Origin of the sequence: Suilimivivens sp., from assembly GCF_037359455.1 — a bacterium.
GTDB classification, from domain to species: domain Bacteria; phylum Bacillota; class Clostridia; order Lachnospirales; family Lachnospiraceae; genus Suilimivivens; species Suilimivivens aceti.
In genome coordinates, this window is the sequence record NZ_JAXXXI010000030.1 from 44,641 (window position 1) to 70,141 (window position 25,501).

Below are 25,501 nucleotides of genomic sequence, written 5' to 3' on the forward strand. Positions count from 1 at the left end.
GTATGCAGCAGAATCTGGTCAGTATTATCGTACCGGTTTATAATGCCGGAAATTATATCGAAGAAACCATACGCATGGTAGAAGCACAGACCTATCAGGACTGGGAACTTCTGCTGATCGATGACTGTTCTGTTGACAACAGCCGGGCAGTGATCGAAGCTTATATAAGGGAACGAGGGCAGAAGCTGTCTTTTGAAGAACAGAAGAAAAAGGAGATCCGTCTGATCCGGCGTACAGAGAACGGCGGTGCTGCAAGGACAAGAAATACCGGGATAGCAGAAGCACAGGGAAGATATATTGCGTTCCTGGATGCAGATGATATCTGGATGCCGGACAAGCTGACAAGGGAAGTGGAATTCCTGCAGAAAAAGCAGGCAGCATTTGTATTTACCTCGTATGAATTCGGGGATGAACAGGCAAGGGGTACGGGGAAGATCGTACATGCCCCGGAATTCCTTACTTATGAGAAGGCACTGTCAAGAACAGTGATCTTTACGTCCACTGTGCTGATCGATACAGAAAAGACTGGCAAGGGACTTGTTTACATGCCGCTTGTAAAGAGTGAGGACACGGCACTCTGGTGGAAGCTTCTGAAAAACGGATTTACCGCCTTCGGACTGGATGAGGTACTGGTTATTTACAGAAGACCGGCAAAGTCGCTGTCATCCAACAAACTGGAAGCCATCCGCAGGATCTGGTATCTGTACCGGAAGGAAGAGAAGCTTCCGCTTGTAAAGAGCTGTGTCTGCTTTATGCTGTGGGCATACCGTGCCGCAAGGAGAAGAATGTAGTGAAACGCTTGGAATCATTAAAGAAGATTATCGTATTATGGCTTTCGTTTGCAGGACTTTTGCTGCAGACTGGCATATATGCTTATATATGGATGGAGTATTATTATCCCATCATCAGTAAGTTTACACTGAGGCTGAAGTTCAATCAGAACGGACATCTGGCTATGTTTGCCATTTATTTCGTGCTGCTCTTTTTCTTTGACAGTACCTATGGCGGACTGAAGATCGGTTATCTGAAACCCATGGATGTATTTATGTCCCAGCTGTTTTCGCTGCTGTTTGTCAATGTGATCACCTATCTGCAGATCTCCCTGATGAATGGCTGGTGGCTGGAACCGAAGTATTTCCTGGCAGCAACCCTTGTGCAGCTCCTGACTGCCCTTGTCTTTAACCTGATCTGCAACTGGTTTTACCGCAGGGTGTTCCCACCGCGGGAGATGCTGCTTGTTTACGGAGAGCGGTCGATCGAGGATATCCTGCAGAAGTTTGCGTCCAGAAAGGACAAATATCATATTGCAAAATGTATTAATATCCGGGAAGGCATGAAGGCAGTAGAAAAAGAGGCAGTAAAAGGCTACGGGGCAGTTGTCCTGTGGGATATTGCTACAGAAGACAGAAACAGGCTGCTTAAGTTCTGTTATGGTCAGTCGATCCGTGTTTACATGATGCCAAAGATCCCTGATGTACTGGTAAAGGGCTCTGATCAGCTGCATCTCTTTGATACACCGATCCTTTTGATCAGGGAGTACGCTCTTACGGTAGAGCAGAGGCTGGCCAAGCGTCTGATCGACGTTATCTGTGCGCTGATCCTTGTGGTGATCACTTCACCGGTCATGCTGATCACGGCAATCTGTATCAAATGCTACGATGGTGGTCCTGTGCTGTACAGGCAGGTGCGCTGTACCATTGGCGGCAGGGAGTTTAAGATCATGAAGTTCCGCAGTATGAGGGTGGATGCCGAGAAGGATGGTGTGGCAAGACTGGCAGCCAGGAATGACAGCAGGATCACTCCGGTTGGCAAATTTATCCGTGCGGTCCGCATTGATGAGCTGCCACAGCTCTTTAACATTCTGGCAGGGGATATGTCCTTTATCGGACCAAGACCGGAGCGGCCGGAGATCATCCGCCAGTACGTGGAGGATATGCCGGAATTTGTATACAGGATGAAGGTAAAAGCCGGACTTGCCGGTTATGCGCAGGTTTATGGCAAATACAATACAACACCATATGATAAACTGAAACTGGATCTTTCTTATATAGAGAATTACAGTGTCTGGCTGGATATCAAGCTGATGCTTCTGACACTAAAGATCCTGGTCAAAGCAGAGAGTACAGAAGGAGTGGACAGCACTCAGGTAACAGCGATGAAGCAGGAGGAGAATGTGGAGGAGAAGCATGGAAAAGATGAGTGAGGATTACAGAAGAAGAGAAGTGGACCTGAAAAGACTTTATCTTTGCTCACAGGGAAAGCTATGGCTGCTTTTACTGTTAACGATCCTGGGAGCAGTTATCGGTGGTGTGAGTTATCAGGTCATAAAAGCGACCAGGATGCCGATCACCTACGCGGCAGAGTCCAAGCTGTATATCAGCTTTGGTGTAGACGAAAGCGGCGAGGTGTATCAGTATTATAATGGATATACATGGAATGATCTGCTTGATACGGATCCGGTGCTTGACAGGATCATGGAATATGTGCCGGAAGGCTACAGCAGGAAAGAGGTACAGGAAGCTACTACAGCAGAGATCCTTTCTGATATCCGTCTTCTGACCATTACGGTAGAGGGCGGCACAGAAAAATTTGTCAGGGAGATCCAGAGTGCTGTAGAAGAGGGTCTTGTGGACTATGCAAGGGACAGTGCAGAGCTGAAGAGGATCGATGTGATCCGTACGGAGGATCCTGTGCGTGTTTACTGGGATGACAAAACTGTGACAGCGGCTGTGATCGGCGGTGTGGTCTTTGCTGTGATCTCCTGTCTGATAGCAGCATTTCTCTATCTGCTTGACGATGCGGTTTATGTACAGGAGGATATTGAGAAGAAATATTCCTGTAAGCCGCTTGGCATTTTATTGAAGAAACAGAAGGGACTACAGCCCTATGCCAGAGAGCTGCAGGCTGATTTTTCTTATATCCTGGCGGAGCATAAATGCTTTGGCCTGATCGACATGGATGATCACTGCATAGAAGGAAAAGAAGATCTGGAGCTGGTACTGAATGCTGTTCCGGGTGAATTTGTAGGTGGAGACGGAGAGGCAGGCGGTCTGACCTGGACACTGCCAAAGAGCGAAGAGGAACAGGCACAGGATGTTTGGCATGCAGAAGCATTTGACGAAGGCATGCTTTCTGAAAAAGAGCTTGCGAGGATCCGGGAGCTTGGCGGGGCTGTATTACTGATCCCTTTTGGCAAGGATGTGAGCCGCAGGACAAGCCGTGTACTTACACTCCTTTCCAATCAGGAATGCCCTGTGTTTGGCATGGTGATCTCTGGTGCGGATGAGGATTTCGTAAACCGGTATTATCGATAGAAGGAAAGAGAACCAAAATGAAGCTGGAATTACTGGTATCAGCGGTGGAAAAGGATCCCCGCAGTCTGGCAGAGGCCATGAAAATAGCATCCGATGCGGTGATTGTGAACCAATGTGATCATCATGGCTATACTGCATGGAAAGAAAACGGAAGAGAGATCCGGTGTTTTTCCATGGAGGAGAGGGGTGTTGGTCTTAGCAGAAATACAGCCCTGCTGTTTGCAGAGGAGGATATTGTCCTTTTTTCAGACGAAGATATCAGGTTTGACGAAGGCTATGAGAAGAAGGTACTGGAGGCCTTTCTGAAGAATCCGGATGCAGATGTGATCACCTTTAATTTCCGGGTGGATGAGAGAAGGGCAACATATCATAATGCAGGAGAGCGGCGGATCCGCTGGTATAACTATGGCAGATATCCGACCTACAGCGTGGCAGCAAGGCTGTCTGCCCTGCGTAAAAGCAATGTAAGCTTTTCCCTCCTGTTTGGTGGTGGTGCCAGATACAGCAATGGGGAGGACAGTCTGTTTCTTCATGACTGTCTGAAGAAGAGACTGCATTTATATACATCAGCAGAAGAGCTTGGAGAGGAAGAATACAGGGAGTCGACCTGGTTCAAGGGTTATAATGAGAAATTCTTTGTGGACAGAGGAGTGCTTTATCCCTTTTTATATGGAAAGCTGGCGAGGGTATTTGCCCTGCGCTTTCTTCTGGCACACAGACAGGAAATGTGCAGGCAGATTCCCCTGCCGGAAGCATACAGGCTTATGAAAAAGGGAATTTCGGAAGGAAAACAGCGAAGATGATATTATATATTCTGGTGGCAGTGCTGACTGTCCTTCTTGGACTGACAGTACAAAAGGCAGAAAACGGAAGAAACAGTGGGATCACGAGGCAGCAGGCTCTGAATGCTGTCAGTCTGTTTTTTATGTTCCTCATCCTGTTTGCGGTAGCTGCCAGCCGGTTAAATGTGGGAAATGATTATGCCAAATATGTTGAGTTCATGCATCTGACCTACTGCAATGCCTATGTGCCCACAGAGGTTGGCTTTAATTTGCTTACTAAAGCAATTTACGGGATCAGCGGATTTGAAAACTATCTGCTGGTCTTTGCCATTTTTGCATTCTTTACGGTGCTTCTGTTTTTACAGGCTATTTACAGGCAGGCGGAAAGCTTTGGCTTTTCCTTTTTCCTGTTCATGGCATTTGGATATTATTTTCAGAGCTTCAGTACAGTGCGGTATTACCTGGCACTGGCGGTTGCCCTGATCGCCATACCTTATCTTCTGGAAAAGGAATATGGAAGGTTTCTGGTGCTGATCCTGATCGGTGCTGCATTCCATAAGTCGGTGCTGGTGGTGCTGGTACTGTACCCTCTGGCGGTAAGGTGCTGGAAAAAATGGCAGCTTGCACTGGCTGGTGTATTCTGTCTCAGCTTTTTCTTTCTGCAGGACTTTTATCTGCGGGTTGTGGTATTTCTGTACCCGACGTATGAGGAGACGGAGTATCTGTCAGGGGGAACCAGTTATGTGAATATTGCAAGATGCTTTGGTATCCTGATCCTGTCACTGATCCTGTATAAGAAGGCAGTGAAGGGGAACCGGGTGATGAATTTCTGGTTCAACTGCAATCTGGGAGCACTTGTCATGTATGTGTGCTGTTCTTTTCTGCCGATCATATCGAGAATCGGCTATTACCTGACGATCACCCATATTTTCTTCCTGCCGGCACTGATCAGGCAGATTGAAAATGAAAAGTGGAGAAAGCTGCTGACAGCGGGAGCTGTGGCAGCAGGGATATTGTACTTTGTCCTGCTCATGATGCGGGCGGCAGATCCGGGATTCAGGATCCTGCCTTACCAGACCTTTTTCTTCCATGAAATGGTGCCGATCCTGTCGGATGTTAATTAGATAGCTGGCCGGTCAGCTGTCAGAAATGATATTACAAGGAGGAGCAGATGACTCCATTTTTTTCGATATTGGTAGTCTGTCTGAATGCAGGCAGCAAGCTGGAGCAGACAATAACAAGCATTCAGGCACAGGATTTTACAGATTATGAGATTATTGTGAAGGACGGAGGATCCACGGATGGATCGTTAGATTTCCTGAAAGGGCAGCTGCGGATCCTGCAGCAGAAGGACAGCGGCATTTATGATGCCATGAATCAGGCGGCAGAGGCAGCAAGAGGCAGGTATGTGTATTTCCTGAACTGCGGAGATTTTTTTGCAGAAAGGGATGTGCTTTCGAAAATACACAGCCTGATCCTGGAAAAACCGGCAAAGCATGGTATTTATTATGGAAATATCTTTGAACGGCTGACAGGGCAGTGCGTCCCGTCTAATCCTTCCATGGATGCATTTGGGTGCTACCGGAATGTACCCTGCCATCAGGCATGCTTTTATCAGAGGGAGCTGCTCCTTGAACATCCCTTTGACTCAGGGCTTGCTGTGCGGGCGGATTATGAACAGTTTCTTGCCTGCTTCTTTGCAGGATACCGGGGAGAAAAGGTAACATTTACCTATGGAGAGATTCTGGTCTGTAACTATGAGGGCGGTGGATTTTCAGAAACCAGGGAAAACCGGAAACGTTCTGAGAGAGAGCACAGAATTGCCGCAGAGCGGTATATGTCAAAAGGACAGATCAGGAAGTACCGCTTTCTCCTGGCTGTTACGCTGGCGCCTCTCCGGACATGGATTTCCCATAACGAAAAGACAGCGGGAATTTACAATGCTATCAAGAAACGAATCTACAGATAACCGGAAAGAGGACAGAATATATGAGAAAAGTATTGTGGATCTGTAATATTATGCTTCCGGTCATTGCCAGAGAGTTTTCCCTGTCCTACAGCAACAGGGAGGGCTGGCTGTCCGGTATTTTTGAACGGGTGAAGGAGGGCGAAGCTCCTTTTACCCTTTCTGTCTGCTTTCCGGTGACGGAGGAGCAGAAGGAAGCGCTTCCGGCAGAAGTGCTTTCAGACGGTGTCAATGTACATGGGATCCGGTGCTTCGGCTTTCTGGAGGATCTGGCTCATCCGGAAACCTATGACAACAGTCTGGAAGAACGTTTCTGCCAGATCTTTGCAGCAGATAAGCCGGATATGATCCATATTTTCGGGACAGAATTTCCCCATACACTGGCAGCGGTCAGGGCTTTTGACAACCCGAAAAGAACGCTGATCGGCATCCAGGGGCTCTGCCATGAGATTGCCAGGGTTTACATGGCAGATCTGCCGGAAAAAGTACAGAACATGGTAACGCTCCGGGATTTTCTGCGGAGGGATTCACTGAAACAGCAGCAGGAAAAATTTATAAAGCGCGGGGAATATGAGATCGAAGCGATTGAAAAGACAGGCTATATTACGGGGCGTACAGCCTTTGACAGACGGGGAACGTCCTATGTCAATGAAAGAGCGATCTATTATCGTATGAATGAAACCATGCGTGACAGCTTTTATGAAGGGGAATGGGACAGAAATGCGTGTGAGGAGCACAGTATTTTCCTGGGACAGGGAGATTATCCCTTAAAGGGGCTGCATTTTCTGTTAGAGGCGATGCCAAGGATCCTTGCCATGTATCCGGATACCAGGCTGTATGTGGCAGGAAACAGGATCACAGCACATCATACATTAAAAGAAAAAATCAAGCTGCCAGCTTACGGAAAGTATCTGCTTACCCTGATCCGAAGGTATCATCTGGAGGATAAAGTGACCTTTACAGGAAATCTGCCGGAACAGGAAATGAAAGAACGGTTTCTGAAAAGCCATGTATTTGTGTGCGCTTCTGTGCTTGAAAATTCGCCAAACACAGTAGGAGAGGCCATGCTTCTTGGAGTACCGGTGGCTGCATCATGGGCGGGGGGTATCCCGGATATGATCACAGATGGGCAGGAAGGACTTCTTTTTACCAAAGGGGATCCGGAAAAGCTGGCTGAGGCAGTTCTTCGTATCTTTGGTGATGAAGCGTTCTGTGCAAAGATCTCTGAAGCGGAGAAAAGAAGAGCCAGAATGGCGCACAATGGGGTATTGAACTACGAAAGACTGCTGGAAATTTATAAGGATATCTGCGAATCATGAAGCTGACTTTTTTATCCAATTATATCAATCATCATCAGATCCCCTTCTGTAATGCCTGCTATGACAGACTGAAGGAGGATTTCTGCTTTGTGCAGGCGCAGCCCATGGAGCAGGAGCGTCTTGCAATGGGATGGCATAATGAAGCGGACAGTCTCCCTTTTGTGAAATGTCTGTATGAAGAGGAGGCAGAATGCAGGGAAAGGATCCTTTCCTGTGATGTACTGCTGGCAGGATGGTCAGACCGGGAAGATCTGGTGCAGGAGAGACTTGGGGGCGGAAAGCCTGTGATCCGGATCAGTGAACGGTTGTACCGGGAGGGGCAGTGGAAGGCTGTTTCCCCAAGGGGACTGATCCATAAATACAAAGAACATACCAGATACCGGAAGGGAAAGGCATACCTGCTCTGCGCAGGAGCCTATGTTCCTTCGGACTTCCATCTGATCGGGGCTTATCCGGACAAGATGTTCCGTTGGGGTTATTTTCCGGAAACAGTGCATTATACAGAAGAAGAGTGGGAGCAGCTAAAGCCTGCAGACGGGATCCTGCGGATCGTCTGGGCAGGACGTTTCATTCCCTTGAAGCATGCGGAGATGATGCCAAGGCTGGCTGCCTTTTTAAGGGAGCATCTGGAGGAGATCCGGAAAGAGGGCATCTATACAGATTTTGAGATCCATATGGCAGGAAGCGGGGAGATGGAAGAAAGCCTTAAGCGTGAGACGGAAGAGCTTGGCGTAGCGGACAGGATGATATTTCATGGATTTCTGCCGCCTGAGGAGATCCGGCATATCATGGAAAGATGCCAGATCCATGTATTTACCAGTAACCGGCTGGAAGGCTGGGGGGCTGTGGTAAATGAAGCCATGAACAGTGGCTGCGCAGAGGTGGCAAGTGCAGCTGCCGGGGCGGTGCCTTATCTGATCCGTCAGGGTGTGAATGGAATTGCTTATCCGGAGGATGATTTTATGCAGATGGCGCAGGCAGTCCTTTCACTTGCCTGTAATGACGGGAAGCGGAAGGAGATGGGCAGAAAAGCCATGGAGACGATCACGGGAGCGTGGAATGCGGAGCATGCAGCCGGGGAGCTTCTCCGTTTTTCAGAAGAGCTTCTGACAGGAGATCCGGAAGGGGCAGATGATGGACCTTTAAGCCCGGCGCCTGTGATTTCGGAAAGGAGGATGTATTCATGGATGTGCCAATAAAGATCAGTGTGATCGTACCTGTTTATAATGTGATGGCGTATCTGACAAGATGTGTGGACTCTATCAGGAAGCAGACATACCGCAATCTGGAGATCCTCCTTGTGGATGATGGTTCCACGGATAACAGTGGGGCGCTCTGTGAGAAGTTCGCACTGGAGGATAAAAGGATCCGGGTTTTCCATAAGGAAAACGGAGGTTCTTCTTCAGCCAGAAATCTGGGGATCGAAAAAGCCACGGGTGATTTTATCGGATTCGTGGACAGTGACGATTATATAGAACCGGAAATGTATGAAAGGCTTCTTGCCATGCTGCTGGAGGAAAATCTTCTGGCAGTGCAGTGCTCGCGGGATGAAATTGACGAGCAGGGAAACAGGATGCCGGATGTGTGTACGCCTCCGGAAGCTCAGGTGCTGGTAGAGAGTGAAGATTTTCTGCGTGAGCTTCTGATGCACCGGGGAGACTGCTCCTTCTGCACCAAGCTGGTAGAGGCTTCACTCCTGAAGCAGCATCATTTTCCGGAGGGGGAGCTGAATGAGGATTTCAGGCTCCTTGTAGAGCTGCTTCCGGAAATCCCGGCGATCGGCATTCTGCCGGAGCAGGAGTATCATGTCTTTTACCGTTATGGCAGTAATACAAGGACAAGGGATAGGGAAGAATTCCCGAGGGTATTTACGGATATTGTCAATAATGCAGACCGTGTGGAAGCACTGGTAAAGGAACAATACCCGGGACTTACCGTGGAAGCGGAGCGGTTTGCCCTGATCCAGAGACTTGATTATATGCTGCATATTCCGATCTCGCAGATGAAAAGGGATAATATATTTTATATGCAGGTATGCGGCTACCTGAAAAGCCACAGAAAAGAAATAAAAACAAATCCCTATCTGACAAAGAAGAACAGGCAGTATCTTCTTCTGCTTGCAGCAGCACCGGCGCTTGTGAGAAAGGTGCATGCAGGGATCAGGGGATTTCACTGATACAGGAGATTTATGGAGAAACAGAATATTTTGAAGGATGCAGAAAAAAGAAAAAGGCTTTTGTGGGGAGGAGCATTTCTCCTTCTGCTGCTTCTGCAGCTTCTTTTATTAATATATTATGGAAGCCGGAAATCCGGATTCCATGAGGATGAGTTTTATTCCTATTATTCCACCAATAAGACGGCTGGCCTGTTCGTGAATGACAGGGAGTGGATTGATAATGACAGCTACCGTAACGAGTTTGTGGTGCTGCCGGGGGAGCAGTTCCGGTATGGCATCGTGAAGCAGATGCAGTCATGGGATGTGCATCCACCGCTGTACTATTATATCCTCCATACGGTATGCTCCCTGTTCCCGGGTGTGTTCAGTAAATGGCTTGGAATAGCAGTCAATCTGACTGCCTTTGTACCATGCTTTTTCCTGCTGGCAGGGATTGTATATGAAATAGCAGGAAAGGGAGAAAAGGGAGTCAGGCTTGCCTTTCTGACCTGCCTTTTATGGGGCGGCAGTGCTGCTGTGATCTCAGGGGTAATGTTTATCCGGATGTACCAGTGGATGACACTGTTTGTACTGCTGTGTGCATGGCTTCATGTCAGGGCAGTGAGGAAACAGAAATTCGGACTGCCCTTTCTGATCCCTGTTGGGGTCACGGTATTTCTGGGATTTCTGACCCAGTATTTCTATATGGTATTTCATTTTTTCCTGGGTGCGGCATTATGCGTATACCTGCTTTCACGAAAAAAGATCCGGGTGCTGTTATCCTATGGTGCAGCCTGTGTCCTGGCCTTCGGACTTGCTGTGTTGTATTATCCGGCAAGTATGTCCCATATTTTCCGGGGCTACCGGGGAACAGAGGCCATGGATGAGTTCGCCGATACCGGAAATACACTGGAAAGGCTGCAGTTCTTTACAGAGCTGTTTGACAAATATGAGGTGGCAGGCTGTCTTGCCGTGATCCTGCTGGTTATCTGCCTTCTCTGGGTGACGAGAAGCTGCCTTGGAAGAAGGGAAAAGCTGGTGGATCATCCGGCAGGCAGGAGGGTATCCGGCAGACTGCCTGTAGAGATCTGGCTGTTAGTATCTGCCTGTGCCGGATATTTCTTTATTGTGGCAAAGACAGCTCTTCTGCTTGGAGAAACCTCAAACCGGTATATGCTGCCGATTTATGGACTGCTTCTGTTTCTGCTGCTGTATTTTCTGACAGAACCTTTGAGCGGATTTCTGTCGGAAGGAAAAAAGACAGGCTGGATCCTGTTTTGTGTGCTTTTTGCAGGAGTACTTCTGATGAACGGGATTTCCCTGAAAGCAGGACGGGTATTTTTCCTTTATGAAGAAGAACGGACTGCGATGGCGTTTGTAAGGGAAAATAAGGATGTGCCGGTAGTTGTATTTTATAACAGCGCTTCGGAGAGTAATGTCTGGCGGCTTTCGGATGAACTGATGGAGTATCCGGAGATTTATCTGGCAAGCGAAGATAATATGGATGAGCTGACAGATGAAACGCTGAATACCAGTGACAGGGTGCTTGCCTATGTGGCTGACCACGAAAGCGGAACGGCCTGTCTTGACAGGCTCCTTGAGAGCAATGCGAAGCTGACAGAGTACCGACTGATCGCAGAAAAGGGACTGTGGAAGCTGTATGAGCTGCGATGATTGCAGTTGCTGATAAGACGGATTTATGATAAACTGAAAAAAGTAATGGCTGAAAATGCCGGAAGAATGGAAATTGCTTCCACAGGAGGAAATTATGTTATTAGATGACAAGACAATACTGATTACCGGAGGAACCGGTTCCTTTGGTAAGTGCTTTACCAAATATGTGCTGACGCATTACAATCCGAAGAAGATCATCATTTATTCCAGAGATGAGTTCAAACAGTTTCTGATGCAGAATGAGATGAAGGAGTATGCAGATAAGCTTCGTTTCTTTATCGGGGATGTGAGAGACAAGGAACGTCTCCAGAGAGCTTTTGAGGATGTGGATTATGTGATCCATGCGGCTGCTTTAAAGCAGGTGCCGGCCTGTGAATACAATCCAAACGAAGCGATCAAGACCAACATCCATGGTGCACAGAATGTCATTGATGCAGCCCTTGACAGCAATGTAAAGAAGGTAGTTGCCCTTTCTACGGATAAGGCGGTAAACCCGGTAAACCTCTACGGCGGGACCAAGCTGGTATCTGATAAGCTGTTTATCGCAGCCAATGCCTATGCAGGCAAAAAGGACATCAATTTCTCTATCGTCCGTTATGGCAACGTAGCCGGAAGCCGTGGCTCCATTATTCCGTTCTTTAACAGCATTATCAAGAACGGCGGCAGGGAGCTTCCCATCACTGACTATCGTATGACACGTTTCTGGATCAGCCTGACACAGGGCGTTGAGCTGGTGATCAAGGCACTTGAGGAGGCTACCGGTGGGGAGACCTTTATCAGTAAGATCCCTTCCTTTAAGATCACAGATCTTGCAAAGGCCATGCTGCCTGACTGTGAAATGCCGGAGGTTGGTATCAGACCCGGTGAAAAGCTCCATGAGATCATGGTAACGGTAGAAGACTCTGCAACAACCTATGAATATGACAAGCATTTTATCGTATATCCCCAGGTAACCTGGAATGATAAGCAGAAGATCAATATGAGCGGCAAAAAGGTGCCAGATGGCTTCTCCTACAGCTCAGGCAATAACAGTGAATGGCTCAGTGTAGAGCAGATCAGAGAACTGTTAAAGACCGTAGATCTGGAGAAATAAACGGGATCTGAACAGCAGACAGAAGATGAGACAGTCTTTCCCTTTGGGGGAAGGCTGTTTTTTAGGCTGTGCGCCTGGCTTCGTACTTTAATGAGGAGAATCGTGGTGTCCTGTGCCGGACTGCATAAAAGCCGGTATCCGGAAATAAGATGAAACAGAAGAAAAGTGAAAAGGATTACATTGCATATGAAGGATATTCAGATAGAAGAAAAATACAGAAGACAGGCTGAAAAACTGCACCGTGAAAATCCGGCAGTGGATGCACACCTGGATCTGGCTGGAGAGGTGCTGATCAGAAGGCAGCTCGGGGAAAGAGATATTGTGAGACACCATTATCTGGATGACTGGAAACGGGGCGGCTTTTCCCTGATTGTTTCTTCTGTATTCGTGGAGAACAGGAATCTTCCAAATGGCTTTGAGAATGCGCTGCAGCAGATCGATGCCCTGAAAAAGGATCTGGCAGACCTGACAGAAGTCCGGCTTGTCAGCTGTGCAGACAGCTTAAAGAAAGCGATTGCAGAAAAAAAGATCGTCATTCTACTTTATATGGAAGGACTGGAGGTGATCGGTGAGGATCCTGAGCTTCTGACGGAACTGAAAAAGCAGGGGATCTCGGGAGCCTCTCTTGTATGGAGCAGGAAAGGGGTATTTGCAAATGGATGCTGCAGAGCCACAGAACACCGGCAGGTAAGAGGTGGATTGACTACACATGGCAGGAATGCTGTCAGGAAGATGGAGGAGCTTTCCCTGTTTCTGGATGTCAGCCACCTGAATGACAAAGGCTTTGAAGATATTCAGGCGATTACGGAAAGACCCTTCATCGCCACCCACTCAAACAGCAGAAGTGTTTATGACAGCTACCGGAATCTGACTGATGAGCAGCTGCGGAAGCTGGCAGGGCAGGGAGGGATCGCCGGACTGAATGCCTGTAAATATATCACTGGTTCCCTTTCTGGTAACCATCTGGAAATGCTGTGCAGGCACGTACAGAAGGAGCTGGAGATCATGGGAGAGGAGCATATCGGCTATGGATTCGATCTTTGTGACTCCTACACCACCGCATCCTGCAGACAGCAGGGAAAGCAAAGCTCTGAAGCAGAGGATTGCCTGAAGGATCACGGTGATGCTGTCCTTCTGACCGCAGCGCTGCTGCAGCAGGGGATTTCACAAGAGACGGTCAGAAAGATCATGGGAGAGAATTTCCTGAATTATTTTCTGAAAATACTTCCTGAAACAGGACAGTGAAGACTGTCCTGAAAAACGCAGTTATTTGGTCAGCGGGATACCTTTCGCGAAACGTCTGTAGATCTTCCATCCAAGTACAACAGGAATGGAAACTGTCAGATAAAGAGTTGAAAAAATGCCGGCAACACCACCGATGATCATGATTAATAAAATTCCAATGTTCATAGCTTATACCTCTCTGTTTTTTTATAGATCACCTTTTACACATTGACATTCTAGCAGGAAAGAACCTCCGGATAAAAGAGAGACAGGCTATTCTTAACGACAGTTTAACAGGTTATTAACGGAATCTTTACACAGGAAGGGATTCCAGTTCCTGCCAGAAAATGATGGAAAATAATGACAGAGTGGTTAATGGTTGCATAATGGGTGGATAGTCAGTATACTGTTGGTATATAACAAAATGTGTAAAATACAGGAGGTACGGAATGAATTATCAGGAAGCCCTTGCGAAACTGAAAAGCTATGGACAGGAGCATGTCCTTATGTATTATAACGAACTGACGAAAGAGCAGCAGGAGGCACTTCTTACTCAGATTGATGAGACTGACTTTTCTGTTCTGGTCAGTGGAAGGGAAGCAGCAACCGAGAATAAAAAGGGAGTGATCACCCCTTTGACAGCCATGCAGCTGCCGGAGATCGAAGCAAAGAAAGAAGAGTTCAGAGCCTGTGGTCTTCAGGTGATCAGGGAAGGAAAGGTCGGAGCGGTGCTTCTTGCGGGTGGCATGGGAACCAGGCTTGGTTCTGATGATCCCAAGGGAATGTACGATATTGGTATCACGAAAAAGGTATATATTTTCCAGAGGCTGATCGAGAACCTGATGGATGTGGTCAGGGTGGCGGAAAGCTGGATCCCGTTGTATATCATGACAAGTGAGAAGAATCATGAAGCAACCTGCCAGTTCCTTTATGATCATGATTATTTTGGCTATAACAGTGACTATGTGACATTTTTTAAACAGGAAATGGCACCTGCTTCTGATTATAACGGTAAGGCTTATATGGAAGAAAAGGGCAGGATCGCCACCTCTCCCAATGGAAATGGCGGATGGTATTCTTCCATGTACAAGTGGGGAATTGCACAGAAGGCGATCGCAGACGGTGTGGAATGGCTGAATGTTTTTTCTGTGGACAATGTCCTGCAGAGAATCGCGGATCCATGCTTTATCGGTGCTGTCCTTACCGCCGGGTGCAGTGTAGGAGCCAAGGTAGTTAAGAAGTGTGCACCAGATGAAAAGGTTGGGGTTATGTGTCTGGAAGATGGCAGACCATCTATCATAGAGTATTATGAGCTGACAGAGGAGCTGGCAGCAGCGAAGGATGAAAATGGGGATCCTGCATATTATTTTGGCGTTATCCTGAATTATCTGTTCCGTGTGTCAGATCTTGAAACCATCCGGGAAAAGAAGCTTCCGCTTCATGTAGTAGAAAAGAAGATCACCTGTCTGGATGAAAATGGGGAACAGGTGAAGCCGGAGAAGCCAAACGGCTATAAATATGAGCAGCTTGTACTGGATATGATCCATGAGCTTGACAGCTGTCTTCCCTTTGAGGTAGACAGAAGGAAGGAATTTGCACCGATTAAAAATAAGACAGGCGTAGATTCCGTAGAGACCGCGAGAGAGCTGTGTAAAGAAAACGGTATTAAACTCTAGTTAACATTTTGACAGGTTTGAATAACATTACTGACTTGCCAGCTTTTAAGAAATTGAAGTACACTTTCTTTGAAACAGAGAGTGATCAGGAATCTTTCATACCTGAAAATACAGCGGGAATTTTCCGCCGGAAGAAAGGAAGTAACGAATATGACCATTTTAGTTACAGGTGGTGCCGGATATATTGGCAGCCATACAGTAGTAGAGCTTCAGAATGCAGGATATGATGTGGTAGTAGTGGACAATCTGGCAAATTCCAGTGAGAAGAGCCTTCAGAGAGTGGAAGCCATCACAGGAAAGAAGGTTCCTTTTTATAAAGCAGATATCCTTGACAGAGAGGCTATGAATGAGATTTTTGATAAAGAGAAGATAGACTGCTGTATTCATTTTGCAGGACTTAAGGCAGTTGGAGAATCCGTACAGAAGCCGTGGGAGTATTATGAAAATAATATTTCCGGTACTCTTACACTGGTAGATGTGATGAGAAAGCATGGTGTGAAGAACATTATCTTCTCCTCCTCTGCAACGGTATATGGTAATCCGGCAGTGATTCCGATCACAGAGGAATGCCCCAAGGGACAGTGCACCAACCCCTATGGCTGGACCAAGTCCATGCTGGAGCAGATCCTGACAGATATCCAGAAGGCAGATCCGGAATGGAATGTGATCCTGCTTCGTTATTTCAACCCGATCGGTGCACATAAGAGCGGTACCATGGGAGAAAATCCGAACGGTATTCCCAATAACCTGATGCCTTATATTACGCAGGTTGCTGTAGGCAAGCTGAAAGAGCTTGGAGTATTTGGCAATGACTATGATACCCCGGATGGGACAGGGGTTCGTGACTATATCCATGTAGTAGATCTGGCAAAAGGACATGTAAAAGCGCTGAAGAAGATCGAAGAGAAAACAGGACTTGAGATCTACAACCTGGGAACTGGTGTGGGCTACAGTGTTCTGGATATTGTGAAGAATTTTGAAGAGGCTACCGGTGTTAAGATTCCTTATGTGATCAAACCCCGCCGTGCCGGTGATATTGCTACCTGCTATTCTGATGCAAGCAAGGCGAAGAGAGAGCTTGGCTGGGAAGCAGAATATGGGATTAAGGATATGTGTGCAGATTCCTGGAGATGGCAGAAGAACAATCCAAACGGATATGACGATTAAAGTAATATAAGCATAAAAGGAGGCAGATGCCACACGCATCTGCCTCCTTGCGTCATTTACGCTACATAATGGTACATAAAGATAAAGTGACAGAGACTCCCGCCCATGACAAAAAGATGGAAGATCTCATGGGATCCGAAGAAGGTGTGTCTGCTGTTAAACAGTGGGAGCTTCAGCGCGTAGATCACACCGCCTATTGTATAAATGATCCCGCCTGCCAGAAGCCAGAGAAAAGCATTGTGGGGCAATGTATTCCATAAAGGACCAAACACGAAAACACAGACCCAGCCCATGGCAATATATATAATAGAAGAAAACCATTTGGGACAGGTGACCCAGCAGGCTTTTAACAGCATGCCTGCAATGGCAATCCCCCATACTACGGCAAAAAGTGTGTAGCCCATCCTTCCGCCAAGGACAATCAGACAGACCGGTGTGTAGGATCCGGCGATCAGCACAAAGATCATCATATGATCTACCTTCCGGAAAATACGGAGCGCCCGGCCTCCGATATTCAGAGAGTGATAGGTTGCGCTGGCACCGTAAAGAAGAACCATGCTGAGTATGAATATTGTCATGGCCGGCAGCATATTGGCTGTATCGGATAAAGCGGATTTCACGAGAAGAGGTGCTGCTGCGAAAACAGTCAGCATCATTGCGATAAAGTGGGTAATGGCACTTCCTGGTTCACGAATAGTTATCTGCATAATTGATACCTCCTTGATACAATAAGTAGTAATTAAAACTACATATGACATACATGAATACTACAACATATTATGAGACATGTCAACAGAATTATTCTTTACTTGCTTTGGAAAATCCGATATACTGAAATTCATTGAAAACGGAGGTGGCAGTATGTTCCGGATGTGGGGAAAAATATGGAAGGACAATCATCTTCTGAGGGATATTGTCATTGAAAATAATAAGGAAGACACCAGGACACATAAGGTGTTTGAAGCACTGGATGAGATCTGTTATGCTTTTGATCTTGGCAAACCGATCTGGCTGGATTCCTGTGTGGCAGATTTCAGGAAGCACTCCAGGGCAAGGTTTACGCAGGACAGCTTTATCGAACAGATTGATTTTGATTATCTGGAGATCCAGATGATAGAAGAAGATTAACAGGAATAAAAATCTATTTTGCTCATATATATAAAAGTGCGGGAATTAACGGAATGTACATTGCTGACAAACTGTGTTAAAATAGAATTGCCGGGTGACAGCAGGGGGCTGCAGAAACCTGACAGAAAACAGAAGGAATGCAGGGGGCAGAAGCAGGACGGGAAATCCCGTTAAAAATGTATAGGGGCGGATGAAAACAGAATGGAATTAGTAGTACAGAGAGACAGCGATATTGACAACTGGAAAGAGGTCATGCTGATCTATAGTTCAGCACTGAAGCAGATCTCTACCAAGCTGGAAATATTGAATGACGAGTTTCAGCATGTGCACAGGTATAATCCTATTGAGCACATCAAATCAAGGGTGAAAACACCGGAGAGCATCGTCAAGAAATTAAAGAAGCACGGCTATGAATCAACGATCCAGAATATGGTCGAATATGTCAATGATATCGCAGGGATCAGAGTAATATGTTCCTTTACTTCAGATATTTACCAGATTGCAGAGATGATCAGGAACCAGAGTGATATCAAGGTGATCTCGATCAAGGATTATATTGTGAATCCTAAGAAAAGCGGCTATAAAAGCTATCATATGCTGGTCACCATACCGGTGTATCTGTCAGACCGGATCGTAGATACCAAGGTCGAGATCCAGATCAGGACAGTTGCCATGGATTTCTGGGCAAGCCTGGAGCATAAGATTAATTACAAGTTCGAAGGAAATGCACCGGATCATATCCGGAATGAGCTGGTAGAGTGTGCCAGGATGGTAGCTGAACTGGATGAAAGGATGCTTTCCCTGAATGAGGAGATCCAGATGATCCACCAGGGTAGCCAGACAGAAGAAGAAATAGTCTGAAGTCAGAGGCAAAAGGCTTTGTGATGAAAGTATCAGGAATGAGAATTGAAATAAAAAAGGGGCTGTACCAGGAGGTGCAGCCCCTTTCGTAGGCGTTCCAGGGGGATCATCCGTATGTGCAGTCCATAAAATGAGGAGTGCCCGGATACATTGCTGCACCCGGGCTATTATGAAAAAATTTATCTACATTAGTCTTGCTCTTGATTTATTTATACTATACAGCATAATTATGAATAAATTATGAACGTATTGTGAAAATACGGTTAATTATAACAATGATATAAAAAGATGATGCCAAAAATTGTGCATATTGCACAAAATGAGCTCATATTGTCAAATGGCATCAAAAATGCTACAATAAAAACGTTATAATGTTTTTCGCGCCCGGGAGGAAGAAAACGATGGACAATTTTATGGATAAGATCACGCAGAAGCTAAATTCACAGGATATGATCAGAGCCAATGCGGCAGCCGATGCAGCAGAGCTTGAAAATCTGGAAAATCAGGTAACCGTTTTTAAGGAACAGATAGAGAAATATGATGACTGTCTGCAGGAAATGAGACAGCTGAATCTGAGAAATATTGAAAGCGCCAAGGAAGTGAAGGATCTGACCAGACAGGCAGGAGAGAGCCTTGAGAAGACAGCCGGGGAAGTGGAGAGTGCTTCTGTAAGCCGCATCAAACAGACCTCGGATCTTTCTATCGCAGGTATCAACCAGACCGTAGCGGAGAGTCTTGCCAAGATTGCGGAGATCCAGGATAATTCCGGAAAGGACAATCTGGAGAAGATGACAGAGACCGTTTCCGGGCTGAAGAATATGCAGGATGAGGCATTTAAGTCCCTGGAAGATTTCCTCCATACTGACAATGTGAAGGTATATCGTAATGTACAGGCGGCTGTGATCGAAGAACTGGAGAAGCAGACAAATGAACTGAAGGAAGTACAGGAAAAGACTGCAAGAGGCAGTAAGGTATTGCTTCCCTTCGTTATTATTTCCATGATTCTGACACTGGCAAATACAGGGATCCTGGTAGCACAGATCCTTGGTTTATTCTGATTATAAAGGAGATCCCCTATGGCAAAACAAAGCTGGAAGCCGGGAAATATGTTATATCCACTGCCTGCAGTGCTTGTCAGTACAGCAGACAAAAAGGGAGGCACGAATCTTTTTACAGTAGCGTGGACAGGGACAATCTGCAGTGATCCGCCGATGGTTTCGATTTCTGTCCGTCCGGAACGCTATTCCTATTCCATGATCGTGGAGACAGGAGAGTTTGTCATTAATCTGACAACAGAGGAATTGACCTATGCCACGGATTATTGCGGTGTGAGAAGCGGCAGAGATGTAGATAAATGGAAAGAGGTAAAGCTGACTCCTGTTAAGGCAGATAAGGTACAGGCACCGCTTGTGGCAGAGAGCCCTGTAAATCTGGAGTGCAGAGTAACAAGGAGAATTCCCCTTGGAACCCACGATATGTTTCTGGCAGAGGTAGTGGCAGTCCATGCGGACGAAGCCTATATGGATGAAAAGGAAAAATTTTCCCTTGCCAAAGCAAATCCAATGGTGTATTCTCATGGAACATACTATGGTCTTGGCAAAGAGCTGGGAACATTTGGATACAGTGTAAGAAAGAAATAAAGGTTTATGAAGCATTATTCAAGTTATTATAAAAGATTACATGTTAGAAGAATTAAAATTGCAGTGCTGGCAGTAATTGTCAGCATGTTTTTTCTGCCCGTGTTTGTTAAATTTGAAAGAAGCGGGGATAATATGTTTAGAGTACTTCTGGATGGCGTTTCAGTAGGAACAGTTGCTTCGCCTGAAGAGGCGGAAGAATATGCCAGAGAAGCACGCAGACAGATTGCCAGCGACAGCAGTGAGCTGGTTCTGGTGGAGAGTAATATTGAACTGCAGGGACAGGAAGTTCTTTTTGGAAGGACAGATGATCCTGATGAGATCGTATCCAGGATGGCGATGGTACTGGCAGATAATGTCCGTGAGACCATGAACCGTTCCTATGTTGTCAAGATCAATGATTTTATGATCAATCTGGCCAGCAAGGAAGAAGTGACGCAGGTTCTTCAGGCAGCACTTGACAAATATGATACGGCAGAAACTGGAAGCTATAAGGCTGAGCTTTTGCTGGATCCTGCGAGAGAGCTGCCGGTACTGACAGCCAGAGTAGTATCTGAGGAAGAAGCAAAGGAACAGGAAGAAATCAAGGAGGCAGTCAGCTTAAGCGCCGGTATGGATGCGGAGCTGGATGCTGTATTTGAAGCAGTACAGCCGAAGGTGGAAAAGGATTTTGAAGATTATGATCTCGGGCTGATCTCCATGGATTTTGGAGATACCGTAGAGGTGGCGGAGGCTTATCTTTTAGCTGAGGAACTGACGGATGTAAATGATGCTATTGAGATGGTAACCAAGGATCAGGAGAAAAACGAGGTCTACGAGGTACAGTCCGGAGATACGCTTTCCGGCATTTCGCTGAAAACAGACATTCCACTGGACAAGCTGGTGGAAATGAATGCTTCACTGGAAGATGAAAATTCCATGATCCGTGCCGGGGAAGAGCTGGTGATCATGGTGCCAAGGCCTGAGCTTACTGTAACCAGGCAGGAGGAGCTTTACTACGAAGAGGATTATGAAGCAGACATTATCTATATAGATAATGATGAATGGTATACGACCGAGAAGAAGACATTACAGGAGCCTTCTGCCGGACACAGGAAGGTGGTGGCCATAGTTTCTTTTGAAAACGATCAGAAGGTCGGTACAGAGATCATCAAGGAAGAGATCACGTATCAGGCTGTACCGAAGATCGTGGAGCGCGGGACCAAGATACCGCCTACTTATATTAAGCCCATTTCCGGTGGACGGTTAAGCTCCAATTTCGGAAGAAGAAGTGCGCCAAAGCGTGGAGCGAGCACCTACCATAAGGGCGTTGACTGGGCAACACCGACAGGAACTGCAGTAGTGGCATCCTCTGGTGGTACGGTTGCCAAGGCCGGATGGGGAAGCGGTTATGGATACGTGGTATACATCAATCATCCAGATGGCAGACAGACCAGATATGGACATCTGAGTAAGGTTCTGGTATCGGCAGGACAGACGGTGTCCCAGGGACAGAAGATCGCACTGAGCGGTAATACCGGTATCAGTACGGGACCACACCTTCACTTTGAGATCCTGATCGGTGGCAGTCAGGTGAATCCGCTCAAGTATCTTAACTGACAGGAAACTATGACCAGATGTCAGAACGGCATATGTCAGAACGGATGTTTGAGATTTACAAAATGCGGAAATATGTTATACTTAGAACAAGCGTGCAATGAGCCCAGAGGGTATCTCCGGGCTCTGACAATGAGATTTTTCGTTTGATTTTGATATAGATAGAGGGAATACGATGGAACAGTATGCAATCAAGGGCGGCAATCCTCTGGTTGGCGAGGTAGAGATCGGCGGTGCGAAGAATGCGGCGCTTGCGATCCTTGCGGCAGCAGCCATGACGGAAGAAACCGTAGTGATAGAAAATGTGCCGGATCTCCGTGACACAGCGGCAATGCTGGAAGCCATGGAAAGCATAGGCATCAGAATAGAGAAGCTGGACAGACATACAGTAAAGATTAATGCAGGCATGATTGAAAGTCTGGTCGTTGAGGACGACAGTATTAAGAAGATCAGGGCCTCTTATTATTTTTTGGGGGCACTTCTTGGTAAGTTCAAGAAGGCGGAGGTGGCACTTCCCGGCGGATGCAATATCGGGCTCAGGCCCATTGACCAGCATATCAAGGGATTCCGTGCACTTGGTGCTGATGTAAGGATCGAGAGAGGACTTGTCATCACTGAAGCAGACAGACTTGTGGGAAGCCATATTTATCTGGATGTAGTTACTGTAGGCGCTACCATTAATATCATGATGGCGGCAGCGATGGCAGAAGGTCAGACGATCATTGAAAATGCAGCCAAAGAACCTCATGTAGTAGATGTGGCCAATTTCCTGAACAGTATGGGAGCTTCTATTAAAGGAGCAGGTACAGATGTGATCAGGATCAAGGGAGTAAAGGCGCTTCATGGTACGGAATACGCAATTATTCCGGATCAGATCGAGGCCGGAACCTTTATGTTTGCAGCTGCAGTGACAAGAGGAGATGTTACTGTAAAGAATGTCATTCCCAAGCACCTGGAGTCCATCAGTGCAAAGCTGATAGAGATCGGCTGTGAAGTGGAGGAATCTGATGATGCGGTCAGAGTAGTTGCAAGCAAGCCACTGACCCATACTCATGTCAAGACACTTCCCTATCCCGGATTTCCAACAGATATGCAGCCGCAGATCACCGTGGCACTTGGATTATCCAAAGGCACCAGCATTGTAACAGAGAGTATTTTTGAAAACCGTTTCAAATATGTGGATGAGCTGACCCGGATGGGAGCCAATATTAAGGTAGAGAGTAACACAGCGATCATTGATGGTGTACAGAAGTACACCGGTGCAAGCCTTACTGCACCAGATCTCCGTGCAGGTGCAGCACTTGTGACGGCGGCACTTGCAGCAGAGGGTGTTTCTACGATTGATGATATTAAATTTATTGAAAGAGGATATGAGGATTTCCCTGAAAAGCTGCAGAGCCTTGGCGCACAGATCGAAAAGGTTGTAACAGAGAGAGAGCTGCAGAAATTCCGCCTGAAGATCGGGTGAATTCTATATCCGGAGGAACCATTTTGAAAACAGTATCTTTGATCCTTACTACCTATAACAGTGGGAAAAATCTTGCTTCAACCCTGGAGAGCATCGAGAAGCAGGATTATCCTGATATAGAGGTAAATATCAAGGACGGCGGTTCGACAGATGACACTATAAAAATGATTAAAGAATACAAAGAGAGGAGCAGATACCTGGTGAACTGGGTATCCAGATCTGATGAGGGCATTTATGATGCCATGAATCAGGGCTATGCTCTTTCTAGTGGTGATATTATTGTATTCTTTAATGATTTTTTTTTATGTCATGATGCTGTATCCAAAATGGCGGCTCTGATCGAAGGAGATACCGGCTGCGTCGGAGCACATGCAGACCTTATTTATGCTGACGGAGAAAAAATCGTCAGATACTGGAAGATGGGGCCGCAGAAGAGCCTGTATGCCGGCTGGATGCCAGGTCATCCTACGCTCTTCCTGAAAAGGGAGGTCTATGAGAACTATGGTCTTTATAAGACCGAATACAGGATCGCTGCAGACTATGAATTCATGATCCGCTTTCTGAAGGATGGCCGGAACCGTCTTGCTTATCTTCCGGAGAATATTATCCGCATGTACTACGGGGGAACCAGCACCTCCAGTACGGGCAGCTATCTGGCATCCCTGAAGGAGGGACACCAGGCACTGAAGGAGAACGGTCTCCGGTTTGCTTTCGTGATCGACGTGCTCCGCACCCTGCGGGTGCTGCTTCAGTTTGTGAAGCGGCCTTCGTGAAGCCTCCCTGCAGACGATTTCTGACAGAGTATGTCAAAATAAAACAAACCATCATACCAGGTGGTAGGTTTCTTTTAAATAGGGAATAATATCTGAGATGCAGGAATAAATGCGGAATGCTTTTTCCTGCATTTCTTTATCGGGGGCAATCTGATCCGGAACCATAATCGGAATAAAGTCCCCATTATGGGCAGCCCGGATCCCGTTGTAGGAGTCCTCGCAGACATAACAGTGGGAAGGCGGTGTGTTAAGCCTTCTGGCAGCCTCTAAAAAGATATCCGGGTATGGCTTGGATCTTTCTACTTCGTTGCCGCACACGATCGTATCAAAGCGGTGCAGCAGATTTTCCTTTGACAAAAGGGCAGATGCAACTTCTCTGTGGCTGGAGGTTGCAACTGCCTTTTTGATATGGTGGTCATCCAGAAAATCCAGAAGCGTAAGGACACCTCCTTTAATGCCTGCACCATGGGCAGAAACATACCTTACGATCTCTTCATCAATATGGCTGTTGATCTCCTTGATTGGCTGATCAGGATATTTGGCAGAGAGATACGAGATGATTGCAGCGTTGGATTTTCCAACAACGTGCAGATAATCGTCATCAGCTTCCTGCTCACTTATGAAATTATAGACAATCGGCCAGACCTTTCTTGCAATAGTTTCTGTATCCAAAATCAGTCCATCCATGTCAAAAATAAAAGAAAATTGCATAAATACCTCCGTTTACTATGAATTTTGCAATATTTGAGTTAAAATCTATCATATACTATCATAAACAATCATGGTTAATATTGCAATAGTTTGAAAGAATTTGAAAGTATTTAAAATAAAATATTGCAAAAGATTGCAATGTGTGATAAATTAAACCCAAGAAAGGAAAACAAAACATGGTACAAACAAACAATTCAATACCAGCAGGACGTCAGCAGAGGATCATGGATTTCTTATCTGTAAATGACAGCATCTCTATCAAGGAGGCAGCAGAGTTCTGCAATGTGTCAGAGGCGACAGCAAGAAGAGACCTGGATGATATGGCACTCACAGATCTTGTAGAGAGAACCCATGGAGGAGCGATTCTTCACCGGGGAACCGGCTTTGAGGCGATCCACGCCGAGAAACAGACCGTCATGATACCGGAAAAGAAGAAAATAGCCAAAGCAGCTGCTGAGCTGGTAAGAGATGGAGACAGTATCTTCCTTGATTCCGGAACAACCGCTTGTATGCTGGCAGAGCAGTTGTCAACAGTGAAACGTCTGACTATCGTAACGAACAATCTGGACATTGCATATGCTGCAAAAATGGATCCGAGTTCCACGATGATCGTAACCGGTGGCTTCAGACGGGATGGCTACAATGTGCTGGTCGGAGATATAGGAGAAGAATTCATCAAAAAGCTGTACGTGGACATTGCCTTTCTGGGAGCCGATGCAGTCAATGTAGAGAAAGGAGTATTCAACTCAAACTTTCTGGAGATCGGAATCAAAAAGAGTATTCTGAACTGTGGAAAGAAGAGGGTCATGATCTCTGACTGCAGTAAATTTTCGAAGAAAGCACTTGCGAAGGTTTGTGACATCGAAGATTTTGACTGTATTATCACAGACGAAGGCATCGGGGAGGAAAAACGAAAAGTATTGGAAGAAAAGATACCACGGCTGATCGTGGTATAAG

Annotated in this window: 25 protein-coding genes; 22 read left to right on the forward strand and 3 right to left on the reverse strand. The window is 46.5% G+C overall.

The window, feature by feature from the left end:
• Nucleotides 1-2 precede the first annotated feature (2 nt).
• From WJQ40_RS04205 to WJQ40_RS04260, 12 genes are all read left to right on the forward strand, one after another.
• The gene (locus WJQ40_RS04205; RefSeq protein ID WP_337403353.1) at nucleotides 3-791 is read left to right on the forward strand and encodes a glycosyltransferase family 2 protein; all 789 of its coding nucleotides are present in this window, start codon (nucleotides 3-5) and stop codon (nucleotides 789-791) included.
• Nucleotides 791-2,203, forward strand: a complete 1,413-nt coding sequence (locus WJQ40_RS04210; protein WP_337403356.1) for a sugar transferase — start codon at nucleotides 791-793, stop codon at nucleotides 2,201-2,203. The genes WJQ40_RS04205 and WJQ40_RS04210 overlap by 1 nt, the downstream gene beginning before the upstream one ends.
• On the forward strand, nucleotides 2,187-3,314 hold the full coding sequence (locus WJQ40_RS04215) for a hypothetical protein (RefSeq protein ID WP_337403359.1): 1,128 nt from the start codon (nucleotides 2,187-2,189) through the stop codon (nucleotides 3,312-3,314). Before WJQ40_RS04210 ends, WJQ40_RS04215 begins: the two co-directional genes overlap by 17 nt.
• A gap of 17 nt (nucleotides 3,315-3,331) precedes the next feature.
• Nucleotides 3,332-4,117: a glycosyltransferase family 2 protein gene (locus WJQ40_RS04220; RefSeq protein WP_262574905.1), complete on the forward strand. Its 786-nt coding sequence runs from the start codon at nucleotides 3,332-3,334 to the stop codon at nucleotides 4,115-4,117.
• On the forward strand, nucleotides 4,114-5,220 hold the full coding sequence (locus tag WJQ40_RS04225) for an EpsG family protein (protein WP_337403362.1): 1,107 nt from the start codon (nucleotides 4,114-4,116) through the stop codon (nucleotides 5,218-5,220). The genes WJQ40_RS04220 and WJQ40_RS04225 overlap by 4 nt, the downstream gene beginning before the upstream one ends.
• Nucleotides 5,221-5,267: 47 nt before the next feature.
• Nucleotides 5,268-6,065 (forward strand): glycosyltransferase, encoded by a 798-nt coding sequence (locus tag WJQ40_RS04230; protein ID WP_118798018.1) that lies wholly within the window; start codon nucleotides 5,268-5,270, stop codon nucleotides 6,063-6,065.
• 20 nt (nucleotides 6,066-6,085) lie between these two features.
• Nucleotides 6,086-7,381: a glycosyltransferase family 4 protein gene (locus WJQ40_RS04235; protein ID WP_337403365.1), complete on the forward strand. Its 1,296-nt coding sequence runs from the start codon at nucleotides 6,086-6,088 to the stop codon at nucleotides 7,379-7,381.
• The gene (locus WJQ40_RS04240) at nucleotides 7,378-8,580 is read left to right on the forward strand and encodes a glycosyltransferase family 4 protein (RefSeq protein ID WP_337403367.1); all 1,203 of its coding nucleotides are present in this window, start codon (nucleotides 7,378-7,380) and stop codon (nucleotides 8,578-8,580) included. The genes WJQ40_RS04235 and WJQ40_RS04240 overlap by 4 nt, the downstream gene beginning before the upstream one ends.
• Nucleotides 8,565-9,557, forward strand: coding sequence for a glycosyltransferase (locus WJQ40_RS04245; protein WP_337403370.1), 993 nt, complete (start codon nucleotides 8,565-8,567; stop codon nucleotides 9,555-9,557). Before WJQ40_RS04240 ends, WJQ40_RS04245 begins: the two co-directional genes overlap by 16 nt.
• 12 nt (nucleotides 9,558-9,569) lie before the next feature.
• Nucleotides 9,570-11,210, forward strand: a complete 1,641-nt coding sequence (locus tag WJQ40_RS04250; protein WP_337403372.1) for a glycosyltransferase family 39 protein — start codon at nucleotides 9,570-9,572, stop codon at nucleotides 11,208-11,210.
• A gap of 94 nt (nucleotides 11,211-11,304) precedes the next feature.
• Nucleotides 11,305-12,303: a UDP-N-acetylglucosamine 4,6-dehydratase (inverting) gene (pseB, locus tag WJQ40_RS04255; protein ID WP_262574912.1), complete on the forward strand. Its 999-nt coding sequence runs from the start codon at nucleotides 11,305-11,307 to the stop codon at nucleotides 12,301-12,303.
• A 186-nt stretch (nucleotides 12,304-12,489) separates the two neighbouring features.
• Nucleotides 12,490-13,548, forward strand: a complete 1,059-nt coding sequence (locus WJQ40_RS04260; RefSeq protein ID WP_337403374.1) for a membrane dipeptidase — start codon at nucleotides 12,490-12,492, stop codon at nucleotides 13,546-13,548.
• 21 nt (nucleotides 13,549-13,569) lie between these two features.
• On the opposite strand, the gene WJQ40_RS04265 is transcribed toward WJQ40_RS04260, so the two are convergent.
• Nucleotides 13,570-13,713: a hypothetical protein gene (locus tag WJQ40_RS04265; protein WP_262574914.1), complete on the reverse strand. Its 144-nt coding sequence runs from the start codon at nucleotides 13,711-13,713 to the stop codon at nucleotides 13,570-13,572.
• 263 nt (nucleotides 13,714-13,976) lie between these two features.
• On the opposite strand from WJQ40_RS04265, the gene WJQ40_RS04270 reads away from it, so the two are divergent.
• A complete protein-coding gene (locus WJQ40_RS04270; protein WP_337403377.1) occupies nucleotides 13,977-15,203 on the forward strand; it encodes a UDPGP type 1 family protein in 1,227 nt (408 codons plus the stop codon).
• A 150-nt stretch (nucleotides 15,204-15,353) separates the two neighbouring features.
• Nucleotides 15,354-16,370: a UDP-glucose 4-epimerase GalE gene (gene galE / locus WJQ40_RS04275; RefSeq protein WP_118798111.1), complete on the forward strand. Its 1,017-nt coding sequence runs from the start codon at nucleotides 15,354-15,356 to the stop codon at nucleotides 16,368-16,370.
• Between the two features lie 56 nt (nucleotides 16,371-16,426).
• Here galE and WJQ40_RS04280 read toward each other — a convergent pair whose 3' ends face one another.
• Nucleotides 16,427-17,077, reverse strand: coding sequence for a hemolysin III family protein (locus WJQ40_RS04280; protein ID WP_337538087.1), 651 nt, complete (start codon nucleotides 17,075-17,077; stop codon nucleotides 16,427-16,429).
• Between the two features lie 154 nt (nucleotides 17,078-17,231).
• Here WJQ40_RS04280 and WJQ40_RS04285 point away from each other — a divergent pair, with 154 nt between their 5' ends.
• From WJQ40_RS04285 to WJQ40_RS04315, 7 genes are all read left to right on the forward strand, one after another.
• Entirely contained in the window at nucleotides 17,232-17,498 is a 267-nt protein-coding gene (locus tag WJQ40_RS04285; RefSeq protein WP_262575011.1) for a hypothetical protein, read from the forward strand.
• Nucleotides 17,499-17,699: 201 nt separating this feature from the next.
• Nucleotides 17,700-18,359 (forward strand): GTP pyrophosphokinase family protein, encoded by a 660-nt coding sequence (locus WJQ40_RS04290; protein ID WP_337403381.1) that lies wholly within the window; start codon nucleotides 17,700-17,702, stop codon nucleotides 18,357-18,359.
• Nucleotides 18,360-18,760: 401 nt separating this feature from the next.
• On the forward strand, nucleotides 18,761-19,417 hold the full coding sequence (locus WJQ40_RS04295; protein WP_118798029.1) for a hypothetical protein: 657 nt from the start codon (nucleotides 18,761-18,763) through the stop codon (nucleotides 19,415-19,417).
• A gap of 18 nt (nucleotides 19,418-19,435) precedes the next feature.
• A complete protein-coding gene (locus tag WJQ40_RS04300; RefSeq protein WP_262574916.1) occupies nucleotides 19,436-19,999 on the forward strand; it encodes a flavin reductase family protein in 564 nt (187 codons plus the stop codon).
• Between the two features lie 132 nt (nucleotides 20,000-20,131).
• On the forward strand, nucleotides 20,132-21,595 hold the full coding sequence (locus WJQ40_RS04305; protein ID WP_262574917.1) for a M23 family metallopeptidase: 1,464 nt from the start codon (nucleotides 20,132-20,134) through the stop codon (nucleotides 21,593-21,595).
• A 172-nt stretch (nucleotides 21,596-21,767) separates the two neighbouring features.
• Nucleotides 21,768-23,060 carry a UDP-N-acetylglucosamine 1-carboxyvinyltransferase gene (locus WJQ40_RS04310; RefSeq protein WP_118798032.1) on the forward strand — a complete coding sequence of 431 codons (1,293 nt, stop codon included), beginning with the start codon at nucleotides 21,768-21,770 and terminating at the stop codon, nucleotides 23,058-23,060.
• 23 nt (nucleotides 23,061-23,083) lie between these two features.
• Complete coding sequence (locus WJQ40_RS04315; RefSeq protein ID WP_262574919.1) at nucleotides 23,084-23,833, forward strand: glycosyltransferase family 2 protein; 750 nt, start codon at nucleotides 23,084-23,086, stop codon at nucleotides 23,831-23,833.
• A gap of 51 nt (nucleotides 23,834-23,884) precedes the next feature.
• On the opposite strand, the gene WJQ40_RS04320 is transcribed toward WJQ40_RS04315, so the two are convergent.
• Complete coding sequence (locus WJQ40_RS04320; protein ID WP_337538093.1) at nucleotides 23,885-24,544, reverse strand: HAD family phosphatase; 660 nt, start codon at nucleotides 24,542-24,544, stop codon at nucleotides 23,885-23,887.
• 176 nt (nucleotides 24,545-24,720) lie between these two features.
• Between WJQ40_RS04320 and WJQ40_RS04325 the strand changes: the two genes are divergently transcribed.
• On the forward strand, nucleotides 24,721-25,500 hold the full coding sequence (locus WJQ40_RS04325) for a DeoR/GlpR family DNA-binding transcription regulator (RefSeq protein WP_337538095.1): 780 nt from the start codon (nucleotides 24,721-24,723) through the stop codon (nucleotides 25,498-25,500).
• The last annotated feature ends 1 nt before the right edge of the window (nucleotide 25,501 follow it).